Source organism: Bordetella muralis, assembly GCF_965139205.1.
In the GTDB taxonomy this organism is placed as follows: domain Bacteria; phylum Pseudomonadota; class Gammaproteobacteria; order Burkholderiales; family Burkholderiaceae_B; genus Bordetella_A; species Bordetella_A muralis.
On record NZ_CBCSIU010000016.1, the window covers coordinates 88,635 to 103,751 of the forward strand.

Consider the following 15,117-nt stretch of genomic DNA (forward strand, 5'->3'; position numbering starts at 1 on the left):
GGCATTGCGCCTAGTTGCGCTTGTCCGGCGAGGTCACATCGCGCAACCCGTCGCCCAGCAGGTTGGCGCCTATTACCAGCAGAAACAGTGCCATGCCCGGCAATACCACCAACCAGGGACGATGAAAGATCGCCATCTTTCCCTCGGAGATCATCAATCCCCATGAAGACGTGGGTGGCTGGATGCCCACGCCCAGAAACGACAACGCTGCCTCGGCCAGCACCGCGATGCCAATCTCGAATGTGAACACCACGATGATCTGGTTGAGCAGATTGGGGAGAATCTCGTGGAACAGGATCTGCCGGCGATTACTGCCGACGGCCCGCGCGGCAGCCACGAAATCCAGTTGTCTCAAGCGCAGTGTGCTGGTACGCGTCACCACCAGGTAATAGGTCCAGTGCAGTCCACCGATGATGCCGATCACGACCCACAACGACGGCCCGATGATGAATACCAGCGCCATTGCCAGCAACAAGCCAGGCAGCGCCAATTGGCACGTCAGCAAGAAACTGACCAGAGAATCGACCCGGCCGCCGAAGTACCCTGCACACACGCCCAACGTCACACCGATCAGACAGCCGACGCTGGCTGCACCAAAGCCGACAATCAGCGAAATGCGCGTACCGTAGATCAAGCGGCTGAGATAATCGCGACCCACCTGATCCGTGCCAAGTACGTAGTCCCAGGAACCACCAGTCTGCCAGACTGGCGGCAGCAGACGATGTGCCAGCGATTGCGCGTAAGGGTCATGCGGCGCCAACCACGGCGCGCCGATCGCCACCACCATCAAGGCCAACAGAATCAAGGCCCCCATCTGCAAACCGCGATGCCCGCGCACACGCCTCCAGAATGCCTGACGACGTTGCGCGTCGAGATCATCGGCGTCAACTGCCTCAGTCGCCGGCATGTACACCGCATCTGCCAGTGAAATTTGTTCTCGATTCATGCTCGTTACCCCATACGTATACGCGGATCGAGCAGCGCGTTGAGCACATCCGCCAGAAAATTCATCACAATGAAGACGAGCGCGAAAATGAAGATCAACATCTGCACCGTCGGAATATCGCTGCCCAGAATCGATTGCAGCGTCAACCGGCCCAGGCCGTTGATGGCAAAGATGGATTCGACAATCACCGAGCCGCCGAACTTCTGACCCAACTGCACTGCCAGCACGCTGACGATGGGCAGCATGGCATTGCGCATGGCATGCCGCATCAATAGCGACACGCCGCGATAGCCTTTCGCGCGCGCAGTACGCACGTAATCGGAGCCCATGACTTCAATCAACCCCGCACGGGTCAACCTCATCACCGCAGGGACCGAGCTGGTCCCCAGCACAAAGGCCGGCAATACGTAATGCAACCAGGTCGAATCGCCCGAGACGGGAAATATCGGCACCATCACGCTCAACAAGATGACGAGGATCAGGCCCAACCAGAAATTCGGAATGGCCTGTGCCGACACGGCCACACCCAGCGAAAAACGATCAAGCGCGGAATTCGGTCGCAACGCCGCCGCGACCCCCAGAGGGATGGCCAAGAGCACTGTCACGATGATCGACATCAAAGCAAGGCGAATCGTCGGTGGCGCATGCTTGGCGACGAGTTGGCCTACCGAATCATGCCAGTAGTAACTACGGCCGAAATCGCCTTGCACGGCATCCGACAGCCAGTTCCCATAGCGTTCGAGAAAAGGTCTGTCAAAGCCGTACTCGTGGCGGATTTGCTCGACCAGCTCCGGCTCGGCATTCTCGCCCGCGATGGCTTGGGCGGGATCGGTCGCCAGGTTCAGCAAAAGGAACGTGGCAAACGATACGACCAGCGCGACCAGCACCGCCAACCCAAGGCGTTTTAGCGCAAAGCGCAACATGGATAATCTCCGTCGAGAAAAACAGGGCGCGCCCGGCGGTGCGGCGCGCAAAACGATTGCTTAGGATCGTTTCCAACGCGCTTCGTACAAACGCGGCAAACCGTCCGGTGGAATAGGAAAGTCCAGCGCCGGCGACATCAGATAATTCACGGAATAGGTGTACAGCGGAATCCAATACGCCTGATCGGCAATGATCTGCAATGCCTGATGGTAAAGATCAGCACGGCGCGTTTTGTCATTAGTGCGCTCGGCATCCGTGACCAACTGCGCCACCTGCGAATTACGCGACAGATTGCGGTCGGTATCGCCGAAATGAACGCGTGCGATCATGGCCGTGTCCGCCGTCCCGCCGTTAGCCCATGAACCGATATACGCACGAATCTTGCCGTCTGCCCGCGCACGATCCAATGACGCCAATTGCCCATAACGCAGCTTGACATTCACGCCGGCGGCGGAAAGATCTGCAGCCACTGCCTCCGCGACGGCACGGTCGCGATAAGCCCATAGTTCCAGAGAGTCCGTCTTCTTGTATCCGGCCTCGTCCAGCAATGCCTTGGCCTTTTTCAGGTCGTAGGCATAGTGGGGCACATCCTGCGAACATCCGAACTGCGTGGGATGGCATGCCGTAAACAATGGCTGCGCCACCCCGCCCACCAGAAACTCGGCAATCGCCTTGCGATTGACCGCGTAGTTCAGCGCGCGCCGCACTTTCACATCGGTCAACGGACTCGGCCCGCTCACCCCCGCCGCATCCAGCACAACGAAGCTGACACGCAGACTGGGACCAGCCTCCTGCACCGCACGCCCGGTGGCCGCCATACTCTGCGCGACGTCCAGCGGCATATCGTATGCCCAGTCCACCCCGCCACTCATCAACTCGGCCTGCTGCGTCCCCCAGTCGGGAATCGTGCGTGCGACGATGCGGCCGATTGCGGCCCGCCCCTTTGGACTGCCGGCATAATAATCATCGAATCGCACCAACACGGCGCGCTGTCCAGGTTCGAAGGACTCAACGCGATACGGTCCCAACCCATCGGGGTGCAGCGCCTGGGCACCGCGATCAGGCTTGCCATCGACCTCATAGACGCCATTGCGACGTATCGGTATGCGCCGCGCCATATCGCGCAACGCTAGCGGGTACACATCCTTCAGATGAAAACGCACTTGGTATGGGCCGAGCTTCTCGACGCTCTTGAGCCAACGGCTCACCGTGCCCGAAGCGCGCGTGCCGCTGTCTGGCGACAGTACCCAGTTGTACGTGTAGACCACGTCATCGGCCGAAAACGGCGCGCCGCTATGAAAATGCGCCCCCTCGCGCAATGTCACATCGATCGTGGTGTCGTCCACATATTGATACGAGGTCGCCAGCATGGGCGAGATCTCGTTGGTCTGTGTATCGACATCAAACAGACGGTCATCCGTGAGATCCGACAGAATCACGTGCTCTTGAGACGTGGTGTACAGATAATCCAGGTTCACCACTTCCCGCTGAAAAGCCACCACGAGCGTATCGTTATCAGGCCCGGCCCAGGCGGCCGTAGTCGCCATCGCACTACTCAAAGCAAGAGCGCCCGCCCAGCGCCGACAGTATCGCAACAGCATGTCGTCTCCCTAGAATTATCAGAATTTCAGGCATGCTACCGTGGCCGTTATCTGCGTAACTTCGAATTATCGGCACAAAACATCGAATTATTAGAATTATCGGGTCGATCAACGCCACGCATTTGGCAAAGCGGCCGGTCCCCGCCCCGGGCGCCCCATGGCAGGGCCGCATTTCCCCTCAGGATATGATGGCGCCTGTCATCCTATTGCGGCCAGATCTCCCTCCATGCCCCGGCGCCTCGCTCTGCTGATTTCCACGCTCATCGCTCTGCTATTGAGCGTCAATGCCTATGCGCAATATTCCGTCGAGTCGCTTCCGAATCCTAAAGACCGCGGACAGAGCCATTACGTCAGTGATCCGGATAGCAATCTGCAAACCGACACCGTGGTTGAACTCGATGCCATCAGCGCTGCCATCGAACAGCAGAACGGCAGCGAGTTCGCTATCGTGGTCGTCAATGACTACCTGGGCGACAGCGATTTTCAATTTGCCCTGGATCTGTTCAATCATTGGGGCATAGGCAAACAGGGCGCCAATAACGGCTTGCTGCTATTTCTGGCAATGGACCGGCACGAATATCGCTTCATCAGCGGTTACGGTGTCGAGGGCATATTCCCCGATGCGCTGTTAAAACAGATCGGGGAAAAATATCTCGTTCCCTATTTGAAATCCGGTAACACCGATATGGCGGTCTTGGCTGCCGCCAAGGCCGTGGAAACGGTGTTCCTCTCACCCGATCACGCCCTGGAGCTCGAGGGCTTGAAAGCCTATGAGCCCACGTTCTGGAACCGGCATGGCGAAGCGATCGATCAATCCGGATTTGCGGTCGCTCTGTTTGCCGTCGCTATGCTGTGGATGAGCTTGGCGCGCAAACACGTACTGACGAGATTTTCCATAAAGAGCACCAAGTACGAAGGCCACCCTTTCTGGTTTGGACTGTTCACCTTCGTGTTCCTGCTCTTTATGAGCCTGTTTGTTTTTCTTTTGACAGAAACGATCGAACAGGTCTATCAGTTCAAGAACCTGCCCTACTTTGTCGCGACGTTTTGTGCGTTGATATTGAGTTTTCATTACCACGCATGCTCCACCCTGCTTGCACGCAGCACCAAGGATAAAAAGACAGCCTTGGACATGCGCACCTCATTCACGCGCTGGAGTCTATTGCCGCTCGTACTCGCGCCATTTGCTTATCTGGCCTACGTCGGAGTCGTGAAAAACGGCAGACTGGCGCGCCTGCGGGCGACGCCACCCGACAACTCGGGAGACTGGTCGCGTCAGAGCCGGGACAAACTCACGCCCAAGGACTTGATGCGCTATCTCACCGGCGAACAGCAATGCGAAGAGAAAATTGAGTCCAAATCATATGAGATCTGGGTAAACCAGAAAACAGGTGCCAAGCAGCTCTGCGATTTTGCGGGAACACAGGCCAAGTCGTTCAGCGTCTGCCCGCAGTGCCATGCACAGACGCTGAAAAAGCCTGCGATCAAAGTCATAGAACCCTCGACCTATTCCGAGGAAGGAAAGGGCGAACGCATCCAGACGTGCGCGTACTGCGACTATAAAAAATCACTGGGCTTCATCGCGCTCGCTGTGCTGAGCGACAACGACTCTAGTTCCGGCGGCTCCAGCAGTAGTAGTGGCGGAGGCAGTAGCAGCTCATCAAGCGGGAGTTTTGGCGGTGGCTCCAGCGGCGGTGGCGGCGCTGGAGGACGGTGGTAGCCGATATTGCAGGCACATTAACCGTCGTGGCATTACTCCCGATAATTCACGTATTTGGACAGGAAGCCAATACCGGGGTTAAAGCAGTTGCACGGGTCCAGCTTCTTATAAAAAGCCTGCAACTGCAGCTTGGCCTGATATAGATGGCCCACATTGTGCTCGGCGGGATACTCGGCGCCCCTGGCATCCAGCAGCTCCAGCATCTGGTGCTCGATCGCCATGCAATCGTGCCCCTTGCGGATGATGTAGTCCTGATGAAAAACGTGGCACAAAAAATGCCCGTAGTACAGCTTCATCTCGATCGCATCATCGAACTTGGCCGGCAGACGCTCGAACCAATCGCGATCGTCCCGTCGCAAAGCAATATCCAATGCCACGATGTCCTCCACCGTCGAGCCATGCACGGCCCGATAGCGGACCGCTGCACTGGCTGCAGCAAAGCGATGCAGAAATGCCTTTTTTCCCTCTTCTTCGGTGCACTCGAAATAGCCGCCCCGGCCTTGCGCAAAATACTCGGATAAGAATGCCTGTGCTTCGGCAACGCCTTCGGCCGGGATCTTGAGCATCAAGTGATGCTCGTACTCATTGCGATAAGCCAACAGCCGGGCCGGCAGATGATTGGGCAGCAGCCGGCTGAAAAATTGCATCAGGCGATCACTGAGATTGGCCTGAAAAAACCCGAGCCGCTCAAAGAATGCGTCGCAGCGATTTTTCAGATTGAAGAACGCCGGCAACCGGTCTGTACCGAAGTGCTCGATGATCCAAAAGAGGTCTTTGCCATAACGCGCCGCCACATCAAAAGCATCGCGATGCACGTACTCGCCGGCAATGGGCAGATGCTCGAACGTGCCTAATGCATGACGGCGAATGTCGGTCAGCACATTGGTGTCGTTCGTACCGATATAGAACACCTTGGCGCCACGTGCGGCGGGAAAGGTATCGAGCCTGACCGCAAAGACCATGACCTTGCCTGCAGAGCCCGAGGCCTCGCGCAAACGCAGCGGGTCGGCGTTGTAGCGAGCGGGAGTGGAGGCATCGATATCACGGACGTGTTTGGCGTAGCCATGATCCGAGGCAGCGCCAGCGTCTCGCACTACATCCTGGTCCGTGAACCCGCGATTCTCCAGCGTCGCCAGGATCGTTTCCGGATCGGCTCCAAGCTCGATACCCAGGTGATTGACCAGATGCAGCTTTCCCTCTGCATCGACAGCACCGTATAGCGCCATCTCGGTATAGGCTGGCCCACGATTGACCAGGGAACCGCCCGAGTTATTGCACACGCCGCCGATGACTGACGCCCCGATGCATGATGATCCAATGACCGAGTGCGGCTCACGTCCCAACGGCTTGAGCAAACGCTCTAACTGATCCAGTGTCGAACCTGGCAGGCACACGACCTGGCGGCCATCTTCGATCACGTGCACTTTCTTGATGCGGCTGGTGCTGATGATGACGATATCGCGATCGTAGTCCTCGCCATGCGGCGTAGAACCGCCGGTCAGGCCTGTATTCGACGCCTGAGCGATGATGGCCACACCTGCCGCCACGCATTGCTCCAGGACTTTCCATTGTTCGACCAGCGAGCCTGGGCGCACGACCGCCAGGGCCTTGCCGCGGCCGAAACGAAAACCGGTGCAATAGCGGCGCATCGCCCGGTCGTCCGTAAGCACCTGCGAAGCGCCCACGATAGTGGACAGCGAGGTCAGCAATCGCTGGCGCATTTCAGGCGTTTGCGCCGAGGTAACCGTCGGCAGGATGACATCAGACATGAATCCTCTCTCTACATTTGGCACGTCGTTCTTTTTATGCACTGGACAGGGCCAGTTTGGCGTTGGATCGCTCACGCGCGAGAACGCCATCTATTTGACACCAAATGATAGGGGCGACGCCAACGTAGCGCCTATCCTGAAAATTGAGGGGCTTTGATGGGCAACAGTCAGGACTTATCCGCATAACGCGGACGAGACCAATGTACCGTCGCCTGCAATCCTATTTCTGCCCGGTTGCTCAACGTTACGGTAGCGCCATCGTTGGCAGCCAAGGTGCGGGCGATGGTCAGCCCCAGACCTACGCCACCCGTCTCGCGAGAACGCGAGGTCTCTAGCCTGACAAAGGGCTGGAACACTGCCTCGAACATATCTGCAGGCATACCTGGCCCGGCATCGCACACATCAACAGCCACCCCATTTTCGTTGGCGCGGGCAGAGACTCGAACCTGATGCCCATACTTCAGGGCATTGTCCACAAGATTCGAAAAAAGCCGCTGCATGGCCAACGGCCGCAGCATCAACACTGCGCCACAGCCCTGTTCGAAAACCGCGTCATGGCCTGTCTCTGCCGCATCCTCAATGATGCTTTCCAGCAGAGAGTCCAGGTCCAGCGCAACGGGCGCCTCTGACGTGGCGGCGCTGCGAGCAAGATCCAGGCCCTCTCGGACCAGCGCCCGCATCGCCCCTAAATCGGCAATCAAGCGCTCGCGCAACGCCTCATCGGCGACGTCCTCGAAACGCAGGCGCAAACGTGTCATGGGCGTTTGCAGATCGTGCGTGATAGCGGCCAACATATGCGTGCGTTCTTCCAGGTGTCGTTGCAGACGGCGCTGCATGGCATTGAACGCATCGGCTGCACGGCGGACTTCCAGCGGACCGCGCAATACCAACGGTGGCCGCTCCAGATTTTGACCCAGTTCGTCGGCCGCATCCGCGAGCTGACGCAGAGGCCGGCTGGCCAGACGCGCCACCGTAAATGCCAGCAATCCGATACATAGGGTGAGCAGCGAGATATAAACGGGGTCTGCCGCTAGCGCCTTGACGTGCATAATGGGCGGGCCGCCCATGGCCAACACGAGGGGTGTGCCGTCCTGCAGTTGGATGTGGACAATGCGGCACGTCGGCTCTGGCATGTCGGGATCGAAATTGTCATCTTGCTCGGACTGTGGCAAGAAATCACGCAGCCTGGGCCGGCATGCCTCCTCGTCGGCCGTCTGCACACGAGCCTGGGCAAAACGCGCGTACTGCGACGCCAATACGTGGGCGAACGTCGTGTCCAATTCCTCTGCCTGGACATCAGAGGGCGCCCGATGGATACCGGGTCCGCCCAACTCGATCAACCGCTGCCGCAGTTCCGCCGGGCTGTTGTCCAGCATGTTGACGTAACCATGCAAGCGATCGGCTGCCCGCACCATGTTCTGGTGCTCTTCGTCTTGTTGGCGGCGGGTTTCGGCCAGGACGGTCGCCAGCAATGCTGCGGCTGACATCCCCAACAGCAAGATCAGAAACAGCCGGCCGGCCATCGTGCCGAAGAACCGGCGCAGGCGTTTCATTCCAGGGTAACCGCTGCGGCCAGGACGTAGCCTTCGTTGCGCACGGTCTTGATCGGGCCGATACTGCCTCCAGCCGTGCCGAATTTATGGCGCAAGCGGCTGACCTGCAGATCGATGGCGCGCTCCTGCCCCTCGTATTCACGGCGCGCGGTCAGCGAAGCCAGTTGTTCGCGCGACAGGATCTTGTTGGCATGCCCGACAAATACGCGCAGCAAGCGGAATTCCGCCCCCGACAGCATGATCACGCGTCCACTGGGATCCACCAGGTGGCGGCGCTCCAGGTCGAACATCCAGCCCACGAAATGAGCTCGGCGGATTGCGAGCGGCTCGAGATTGACGGGCAGCGCCTCGGTGCGGCGCAACACGTTACGGATGCGCGCCAACAATTCACGCGGCTCGAAAGGTTTGGCCAGATAATCATCGGCCCCCATCTCCAGGCCCAGCACCCGGTCGATGGCTTCGCCGCGTGCCGTCAGCATGATGACGGGCGTTCTGGATTTGGCCCGCAGATCCCGGCATAGGGTCAACCCATCCTCGCCGGGCAGGCTCAAGTCCAACACAATCAGATCGATGTGTTCACGGTCCAGGATAGAGCGCATTTCAGTGCCCTGGCTGGCGGTAACCACCCGATAGCCCGCGCGGCCTAGTTGTTCGGCCAGCAGAGTTCGGATGTCCACATCGTCATCGACGATGAGTAAGCGGTGCACGCAGAGGTCCTCGTTCATAAGAAAGAGAGGATCCATTTTATGCTTCTGATTTGCACGCGGTTTTTTTTGTCGCAACATAGCGGGTCCGCTATGCGGTTGACATGTTATGACACCGTCTCGGGCCGCATTGACAAAGAACGACATATTTCGAGCGTTGCGGCGCCCCGTTGGCATCGCTGTGCTGTCGCGGAGGGAAATAAACGAAAAAAGGCAGCCGTGGCTGCCTTTTTTGCGATCCGGATTCGCATCTGACGCGATATGCGCCAGAGATGCGATCCGTCGTGCTTAGTGCGTACTGCGGGTCTGGCGCAATTTGCGTGCTGCCACGGCCTGGGCTGCCAGCATGGCCAGCTCGGCTTCGACAACGGCGATATCGGCCTTGTCCTTGGCGTTGCGCAGGGCTTCTTCGGCCTTGGCACGCGCCTCGACGGCGCGGGCCTCGTCCAGATCGGCAGCGCGGATGGCCGTATCGGCCAACACCGTCACCGAACCCGGCTGCACTTCCAAGATGCCCCCGGCGACGAAGATGTTTTCCTCGGCGCCATCGGGACGGACAATTTTGACCGTACCAGGGCGTATGCGCGAAATCAGCGGGGTGTGGCCGGGCAAGATGCCCAGTTCACCCGCCTCGCCAGGCAGGGCCACGAACTTTGCCTCACCGGCAAAGATCGCTTCTTCTGCGCTGACGACATCCACATGCAGGGTAGCCATATCAGATCCTTATTGCAGTTTCTTGGCCTTCTCGAAGGCCTCGTCGATGGTACCGACCATGTAGAAAGCCTGCTCGGGCAGCGAATCGCACTCGCCGTCGACGATCATCTTGAAACCACGGATGGTTTCGGCCAGCGGCACGTATTTACCAGGCGAACCGGTGAAGACTTCGGCCACGTGGAACGGCTGCGACAGGAAACGCTGGATCTTACGCGCACGGGCCACGGCTTGTTTGTCGTCGGGCGACAGTTCGTCCATACCCAGAATCGCGATGATGTCACGCAGTTCTTTGTAGCGTTGCAGGGTTTGCTGCACGCCACGGGCCACGGCGTAGTGCTCTTCGCCCACGACTTGCGGGTCGAGCTGGCGGCTGGACGAGTCCAGCGGATCCACGGCGGGGTAGATACCCAGCGCAGCGATGTCACGCGACAACACGACGGTGGAATCCAAATGCTGGAAGGTCGTGGCAGGCGACGGATCGGTCAAGTCATCCGCAGGCACGTACACGGCCTGGATCGAGGTGATCGAGCCGGTCTTGGTCGAGGTGATGCGCTCTTGCAGCACGCCCATTTCTTCGGCCAGCGTCGGTTGGTAACCCACGGCGGAAGGCATACGGCCCAGCAGTGCGGACACTTCGGTACCGGCCAGGGTGTAACGGTAGATGTTGTCAACGAAGAACAGGATGTCACGGCCTTCGTCGCGGAACTTCTCGGCCATGGTCAGGCCGGTCAGCGCCACGCGCAGACGGTTGCCCGGGGGCTCGTTCATCTGACCGAACACCATGGCGACCTTGTCCAACACGTTGGACTCTTCCATTTCGTGGTAGAAGTCGTTGCCTTCGCGGGTACGCTCGCCCACACCGGCAAACACCGACAAACCGCTGTGCTGCTTGGCGATGTTGTTGATCAGTTCCATCATGTTGACGGTCTTGCCCACACCGGCGCCGCCGAACAGACCGACCTTACCGCCCTTGGCGAACGGGCAGACCAAGTCAATCACCTTGATGCCGGTTTCGAGCAGTTCGACCGAAGGCGACAGCTCGTCGAAACGCGGCGCAGGCTGGTGAATGGCGCGTTTTTCTTCCGAAGCGATGGGGCCGGCTTCGTCGATGGGACGACCCAGCACGTCCATGATGCGACCCAGGGTGCCGTGACCCACGGGCACCGAGATCGGTGCGCCGGTGCCGACGACGGTCATGCCGCGGCGCAGGCCGTCGCTGGAGCCCAGGGCGATGGTACGTACCACGCCGTCGCCCAGCTGTTGTTGGACTTCCAGGGTGAGACCCTTTTCAGCGAACGGCGACGAGTCGTCGGTCAGCGTGAGGGCTTCGTAAATCTTGGGCATGTGATCGCGGGGGAACTGAATATCCACCACGGCGCCGATGCACTGAACGATGGTTCCGTTGCTCATGTCGATTCCTTGCTTGATAGCTTTTTGACGGGATGCAGCCTGCTTACACAGCGGCCGCGCCCCCTACGATTTCCGAAATTTCCTTGGTGATCGCCGCCTGACGGGTCTTGTTGTAGACCAGTTGCAGTTCGCCGATAACCTTCTTAGCGTTGTCCGATGCGGCCTTCATCGCGACCATCCGCGCCGACTGCTCCGAAGCCATGTTTTCCGCCACGGCTTGGTACAGCAGGCCTTCGACGTAACGCTGCAACAGATCGTCGATCACACCCTTGGCATCGGGTTCGTAGATGTAGTCCCAGCTGTAGTTCGATTTGACTTCGGAGATGCTGCTCAAAGTCTCGGCGCCCGTCTGGAAGGGATCATCCAAACCGCTAGATAGCGGCAGCAAACGCAGGAACACCGGCTCTTGCTTCATGGTGTTCACAAAGCGGGTGGCCGCGACATACAACGCGTCGATCTCGCCATTGAGGTAAGCATCGAGCTGAATCTTGATCGCGCCCAGCAAACGGTCGAGATCGGGCTTGTCACCCAGTTGAACTTCGTGCGAAACCAGTTTGGCGCCGATACGAGTCAACAGACCCAGGCCCTTGTTGCCGAAAGCCGTCGTCTGCACAGCAATGCCGCGCTGTTCGAATTCTCTCAGCTTGGCCAACGCGACTCGGCTGATGTTGGTGTTCAAGCCGCCGCACAGTCCCTTGTCGGTGGTGACCAGCACCACGCCTACCGCTTTGACTTCGCGCTCGATCAGGTACGGATGGCTGTATTCGGGGTTGGCCTGCATCAAGTGCGCAGCAATTTCGCGCACCTTGTTGGCGTACGGACGGCCCGCGCGCATCCGTTCCTGCGCCTTGCGCATTTTGGATGCAGCGACCATTTCCATGGCCTTGGTGATCTTGCGCGTGTTTTGCACGCTCTTGATCTTGGTTCGGATTTCCTTGATTCCGGGCATTGCGCTTTCCTGTTGTAACGGCTTGGCGGGATGCGGCCGGGGCTCGTCCCCGCCCTACCGTAGGGCGGGGACGAACCCCGCCGCTACGCCAGACATTGCCTTAAAAAGCACCGTGCTTCTTGAAATCCTGGATGGCGGCAGCCAATTCGGCTTCGTCGTCCTTGGACAGTTCCTTGGTGTCTTCGACACGCTGGATCAGGCCGGCATGCTTGGCCTTGAGCTGATCCTTGAGCGCTTTTTCGAAAGGCAGAACCTGTGCCACGTCCACGTCATCCAGGTAACCGTTGTTGACGGTGTACAACGTCACGGCCAATTCCCACACTTGCAGCGGCTGGTATTGCGGCTGCTTGAGCAGTTCGACCACGCGCTTGCCGCGTTCGAGCTGACGGCGGGTTGCGTCGTCGAGGTCGGAGGCGAATTGCGCGAAGGCGGCCAGTTCACGATACTGTGCCAAGTCGGTACGGATACCACCGGACAACTTCTTGACGACCTTGGTCTGAGCAGCACCACCCACACGCGACACCGAGATACCGGCGTTGATAGCGGGACGGACGCCGGCGTTGAACAGGTCGGTTTCCAGGAAGATCTGACCGTCGGTAATCGAGATCACGTTGGTCGGCACGAAAGCCGACACGTCGCCTGCCTGGGTTTCGATGATCGGCAGCGCGGTGAGCGAGCCGGTCTTGCCCTTGACGGCGCCGTTGGTGAATTTTTCGACGTACTCTTCGTTGACGCGAGCAGCACGCTCGAGCAGACGCGAGTGCAGGTAGAACACGTCACCGGGGTAGGCTTCACGGCCGGGAGGACGACGCAGCAGCAGCGAGACTTGGCGATAGGCCCAGGCTTGCTTGGTCAGGTCATCATAAATGATCAGGGCGTCTTCGCCACGATCACGGAAGTATTCGCCCATCGTGCAACCGGCGTAGGCAGCCAGGTATTGCATAGCGGCCGAATCCGAAGCGGTAGCGACCACAACGATGGTGTATTCCATGGCGCCGTGCTCTTCGAGCTTGCGCACCACGTTGTTGATGGTCGATGCCTTTTGGCCAATGGCGACGTACACGCAGGTAACGCCCTTGCCCTTTTGGCTGATGATGGTATCGACAGCAACAGCGGTCTTGCCGGTCTGACGGTCACCGATGATCAGTTCGCGCTGGCCGCGGCCGATAGGCACCATCGAATCGATAGCCTTGATACCGGTTTGCAGCGGTTGCGACACCGAGCGGCGGGCGATCACGCCCGGAGCCACTTTTTCGATGATGTCGGTTTCTTTGGTGTTGATCGGGCCTTTGCCGTCGATCGCGACGCCCAGCGTATTGACCACGCGGCCTTTGAGTTCGGGGCCCACGGGGACTTCGAGAATGCGGCCGGTCGTTTTGACCTGGTCGCCTTCGGACACACCGGTGTAGTCGCCCAGAATCACGGCGCCGACGGAATCACGCTCGAGGTTGAGCGCCACGCCGAAGACGTTGTTGGGAAACTCGAGCATTTCGCCCTGCATCACGTCGGACAGACCATGAATACGGGTAATACCGTCGGTTACGGACACGACGGTGCCCTGGGTACGAATGTCAGCCGAAGCGCCCAGGCCCTCGATGCGGCTCTTGAGCAGTTCGCTGATCTCGGAGGGATTGAGTTGCATATTGACTCCTGGAATCCTGTTTATCTGGCCGTGCGCGCGTCAAGCGGCCAGCGTATCCCGCAAGCGGGCCAATTGGGCTTGTACGGAAGTATCGAGCACCTGGTCACCGACCGCCACCCGCACGCCGCCGATGAGCGACTTGTCGACGGTGACGCTGGGACTGAGCTTGAGACCGAATTTGATTTCGAGCGCATCGACCAGTTCTTTGACCTGGGCATCGCTGAGTTCGAACGCGCTGGTGATTTCCGCCTGCGCCGTGCCTTCGTGGCGATTTTTCAGCGCGACGAATTGCTTGGCGATGATGGGCAGCAACAGCAGACGATCGTTCGCTACCAGCAGTTCGACGAAATTGCGAACCGCTTGAGGCAGCTGGGTTTTGATCAAGCCGGTAAACAGCTCGACGCGCTGCGCGTCTTCCAATCGAGGATCGGACATTGCTTCGCGCACGTCGGCGTTGTCGGCCACTTGGGCCAGCTCGCCGATGAGATCGGCCCAGGCCGGCAAGCCGGCCTTGTCGTCGCGTGCTGCGCTGAATAGCGCTTCGGCGTACGGCCTGGCGACAGTGGAAAGTTCAGCCATGGCGTTCCCGGATTAAAGCTGCGCCTTGAGCTGGGTCAGCAGCTCGGCGTGAGCGCGGGCGTCAACCTCGCGCTTGAGGATCTGTTCAGCACCTTTGACTGCCAGCGCGGCAACATCGTCGCGCAGCACATCACGAGCACGCTGGACTTCCTGCGCGGCATCCTGCGCCGCTTGGGCGATGATGCGGGCGCGTTCAGCTTCGGCTTCGCGGCGAGCTTGCTCGATCAACGCAGCAGCCTGCTTTTCAGCCTCGATGATGCGGGCATGGTTTTCGGACTTGGCAGAGGCCTCGATCAGACTGACGCGCGCTTGGGCTTGGGCCAGATCGGCCTTACCCTTCTCGGCGGCGGCCAGGCCGTCGGCGATTTTTTGGCGGCGCTCGTCCATCGCCTTCGTCAGGGGGGGCCACACGAATTTCATCGTGAACCAACCCAGAACGAAGAACACGAGCATCTGGAAAAAGATCGTCGCGTTCAGATTCACGGTCGTTCCCTTTAACACCTTACGGCCCCGGGCGCACTATAGGCGTCGCGGAGCACTCGATACTTTGCCGACCTGCAGCGGAGGATTCCGCATACCGCCGGCGTCATGCCCGTCACCGCAGCG

General features: G+C 59.3%; 13 protein-coding genes. 1 reads left to right on the forward strand and 12 read right to left on the reverse strand.

What is annotated here, in order from left to right; genetic code table 11:
* Positions 1-10 precede the first annotated feature (10 nt).
* Genes ACNA0I_RS20015 through ACNA0I_RS20025 form a run of 3 tightly spaced genes read right to left on the reverse strand, consistent with a single transcriptional unit; the run spans position 11 to position 3,417 of the window.
* Positions 11-946, reverse strand: coding sequence for an ABC transporter permease (locus tag ACNA0I_RS20015; RefSeq protein ID WP_415807792.1), 936 nt, complete (start codon positions 944-946; stop codon positions 11-13).
* 5 nt (positions 947-951) lie between these two features.
* Positions 952-1,869, reverse strand: a complete 918-nt coding sequence (locus tag ACNA0I_RS20020) for an ABC transporter permease (protein ID WP_415807793.1) — start codon at positions 1,867-1,869, stop codon at positions 952-954.
* A 60-nt stretch (positions 1,870-1,929) separates the two neighbouring features.
* Positions 1,930-3,417, reverse strand: a complete 1,488-nt coding sequence (locus ACNA0I_RS20025) for an ABC transporter substrate-binding protein (protein ID WP_415807794.1) — start codon at positions 3,415-3,417, stop codon at positions 1,930-1,932.
* A gap of 280 nt (positions 3,418-3,697) precedes the next feature.
* Between ACNA0I_RS20025 and ACNA0I_RS20030 the strand changes: the two genes are divergently transcribed.
* The gene (locus tag ACNA0I_RS20030; protein WP_415807795.1) at positions 3,698-5,191 is read left to right on the forward strand and encodes a TPM domain-containing protein; all 1,494 of its coding nucleotides are present in this window, start codon (positions 3,698-3,700) and stop codon (positions 5,189-5,191) included.
* A 32-nt stretch (positions 5,192-5,223) separates the two neighbouring features.
* Here ACNA0I_RS20030 and dld read toward each other — a convergent pair whose 3' ends face one another.
* The 9 genes from dld to ACNA0I_RS20075 form a co-directional block, all read right to left on the reverse strand.
* Positions 5,224-6,960 (reverse strand): D-lactate dehydrogenase, encoded by a 1,737-nt coding sequence (gene dld, locus ACNA0I_RS20035; protein WP_415807796.1) that lies wholly within the window; start codon positions 6,958-6,960, stop codon positions 5,224-5,226.
* Between the two features lie 167 nt (positions 6,961-7,127).
* Entirely contained in the window at positions 7,128-8,513 is a 1,386-nt protein-coding gene (locus ACNA0I_RS20040; protein WP_415807797.1) for an ATP-binding protein, read from the reverse strand.
* Positions 8,510-9,220, reverse strand: a complete 711-nt coding sequence (locus ACNA0I_RS20045; RefSeq protein ID WP_415807798.1) for a response regulator — start codon at positions 9,218-9,220, stop codon at positions 8,510-8,512. The genes ACNA0I_RS20040 and ACNA0I_RS20045 overlap by 4 nt, the downstream gene beginning before the upstream one ends.
* 285 nt (positions 9,221-9,505) lie before the next feature.
* Positions 9,506-9,931: a F0F1 ATP synthase subunit epsilon gene (locus ACNA0I_RS20050; RefSeq protein WP_094824268.1), complete on the reverse strand. Its 426-nt coding sequence runs from the start codon at positions 9,929-9,931 to the stop codon at positions 9,506-9,508.
* A 9-nt stretch (positions 9,932-9,940) separates the two neighbouring features.
* A complete protein-coding gene (gene atpD, locus ACNA0I_RS20055; RefSeq protein ID WP_415807799.1) occupies positions 9,941-11,341 on the reverse strand; it encodes a F0F1 ATP synthase subunit beta in 1,401 nt (466 codons plus the stop codon).
* Positions 11,342-11,384: 43 nt separating this feature from the next.
* On the reverse strand, positions 11,385-12,290 hold the full coding sequence (gene atpG / locus ACNA0I_RS20060; RefSeq protein WP_415807800.1) for a F0F1 ATP synthase subunit gamma: 906 nt from the start codon (positions 12,288-12,290) through the stop codon (positions 11,385-11,387).
* A gap of 100 nt (positions 12,291-12,390) precedes the next feature.
* Positions 12,391-13,932 (reverse strand): F0F1 ATP synthase subunit alpha, encoded by a 1,542-nt coding sequence (gene atpA, locus ACNA0I_RS20065; RefSeq protein ID WP_415807801.1) that lies wholly within the window; start codon positions 13,930-13,932, stop codon positions 12,391-12,393.
* A gap of 39 nt (positions 13,933-13,971) precedes the next feature.
* On the reverse strand, positions 13,972-14,511 hold the full coding sequence (locus ACNA0I_RS20070; RefSeq protein WP_415807802.1) for a F0F1 ATP synthase subunit delta: 540 nt from the start codon (positions 14,509-14,511) through the stop codon (positions 13,972-13,974).
* Between the two features lie 12 nt (positions 14,512-14,523).
* Complete coding sequence (locus ACNA0I_RS20075; protein WP_415807803.1) at positions 14,524-14,994, reverse strand: F0F1 ATP synthase subunit B; 471 nt, start codon at positions 14,992-14,994, stop codon at positions 14,524-14,526.
* Between the last annotated feature and the right edge of the window lie 123 nt (positions 14,995-15,117).

Bases quoted from the DNA above. Each gene is read 5' to 3' on its own strand.
- ACNA0I_RS20015 (WP_415807792.1), bottom strand. From the start codon at position 946: ATGAATCGAGAACAAATTTCACTGGCAGATGCGGTGTACATGCCGGCG.
- ACNA0I_RS20020 (WP_415807793.1), bottom strand. From the start codon at position 1,869: ATGTTGCGCTTTGCGCTAAAACGCCTTGGGTTGGCGGTGCTGGTCGCG.
- ACNA0I_RS20025 (WP_415807794.1), bottom strand. From the start codon at position 3,417: ATGGCGACTACGGCCGCCTGGGCCGGGCCTGATAACGATACGCTCGTG.
- ACNA0I_RS20030 (WP_415807795.1), top strand. From the start codon at position 3,698: ATGCCCCGGCGCCTCGCTCTGCTGATTTCCACGCTCATCGCTCTGCTA.
- dld (WP_415807796.1), bottom strand. From the start codon at position 6,960: ATGTCTGATGTCATCCTGCCGACGGTTACCTCGGCGCAAACGCCTGAA.
- ACNA0I_RS20040 (WP_415807797.1), bottom strand. From the start codon at position 8,513: ATGAAACGCCTGCGCCGGTTCTTCGGCACGATGGCCGGCCGGCTGTTT.
- ACNA0I_RS20050 (WP_094824268.1), bottom strand. From the start codon at position 9,931: ATGGCTACCCTGCATGTGGATGTCGTCAGCGCAGAAGAAGCGATCTTT.
- atpD (WP_415807799.1), bottom strand. From the start codon at position 11,341: ATGAGCAACGGAACCATCGTTCAGTGCATCGGCGCCGTGGTGGATATT.
- atpG (WP_415807800.1), bottom strand. From the start codon at position 12,290: ATGCCCGGAATCAAGGAAATCCGAACCAAGATCAAGAGCGTGCAAAAC.
- atpA (WP_415807801.1), bottom strand. From the start codon at position 13,932: ATGCAACTCAATCCCTCCGAGATCAGCGAACTGCTCAAGAGCCGCATC.
- ACNA0I_RS20070 (WP_415807802.1), bottom strand. From the start codon at position 14,511: ATGGCTGAACTTTCCACTGTCGCCAGGCCGTACGCCGAAGCGCTATTC.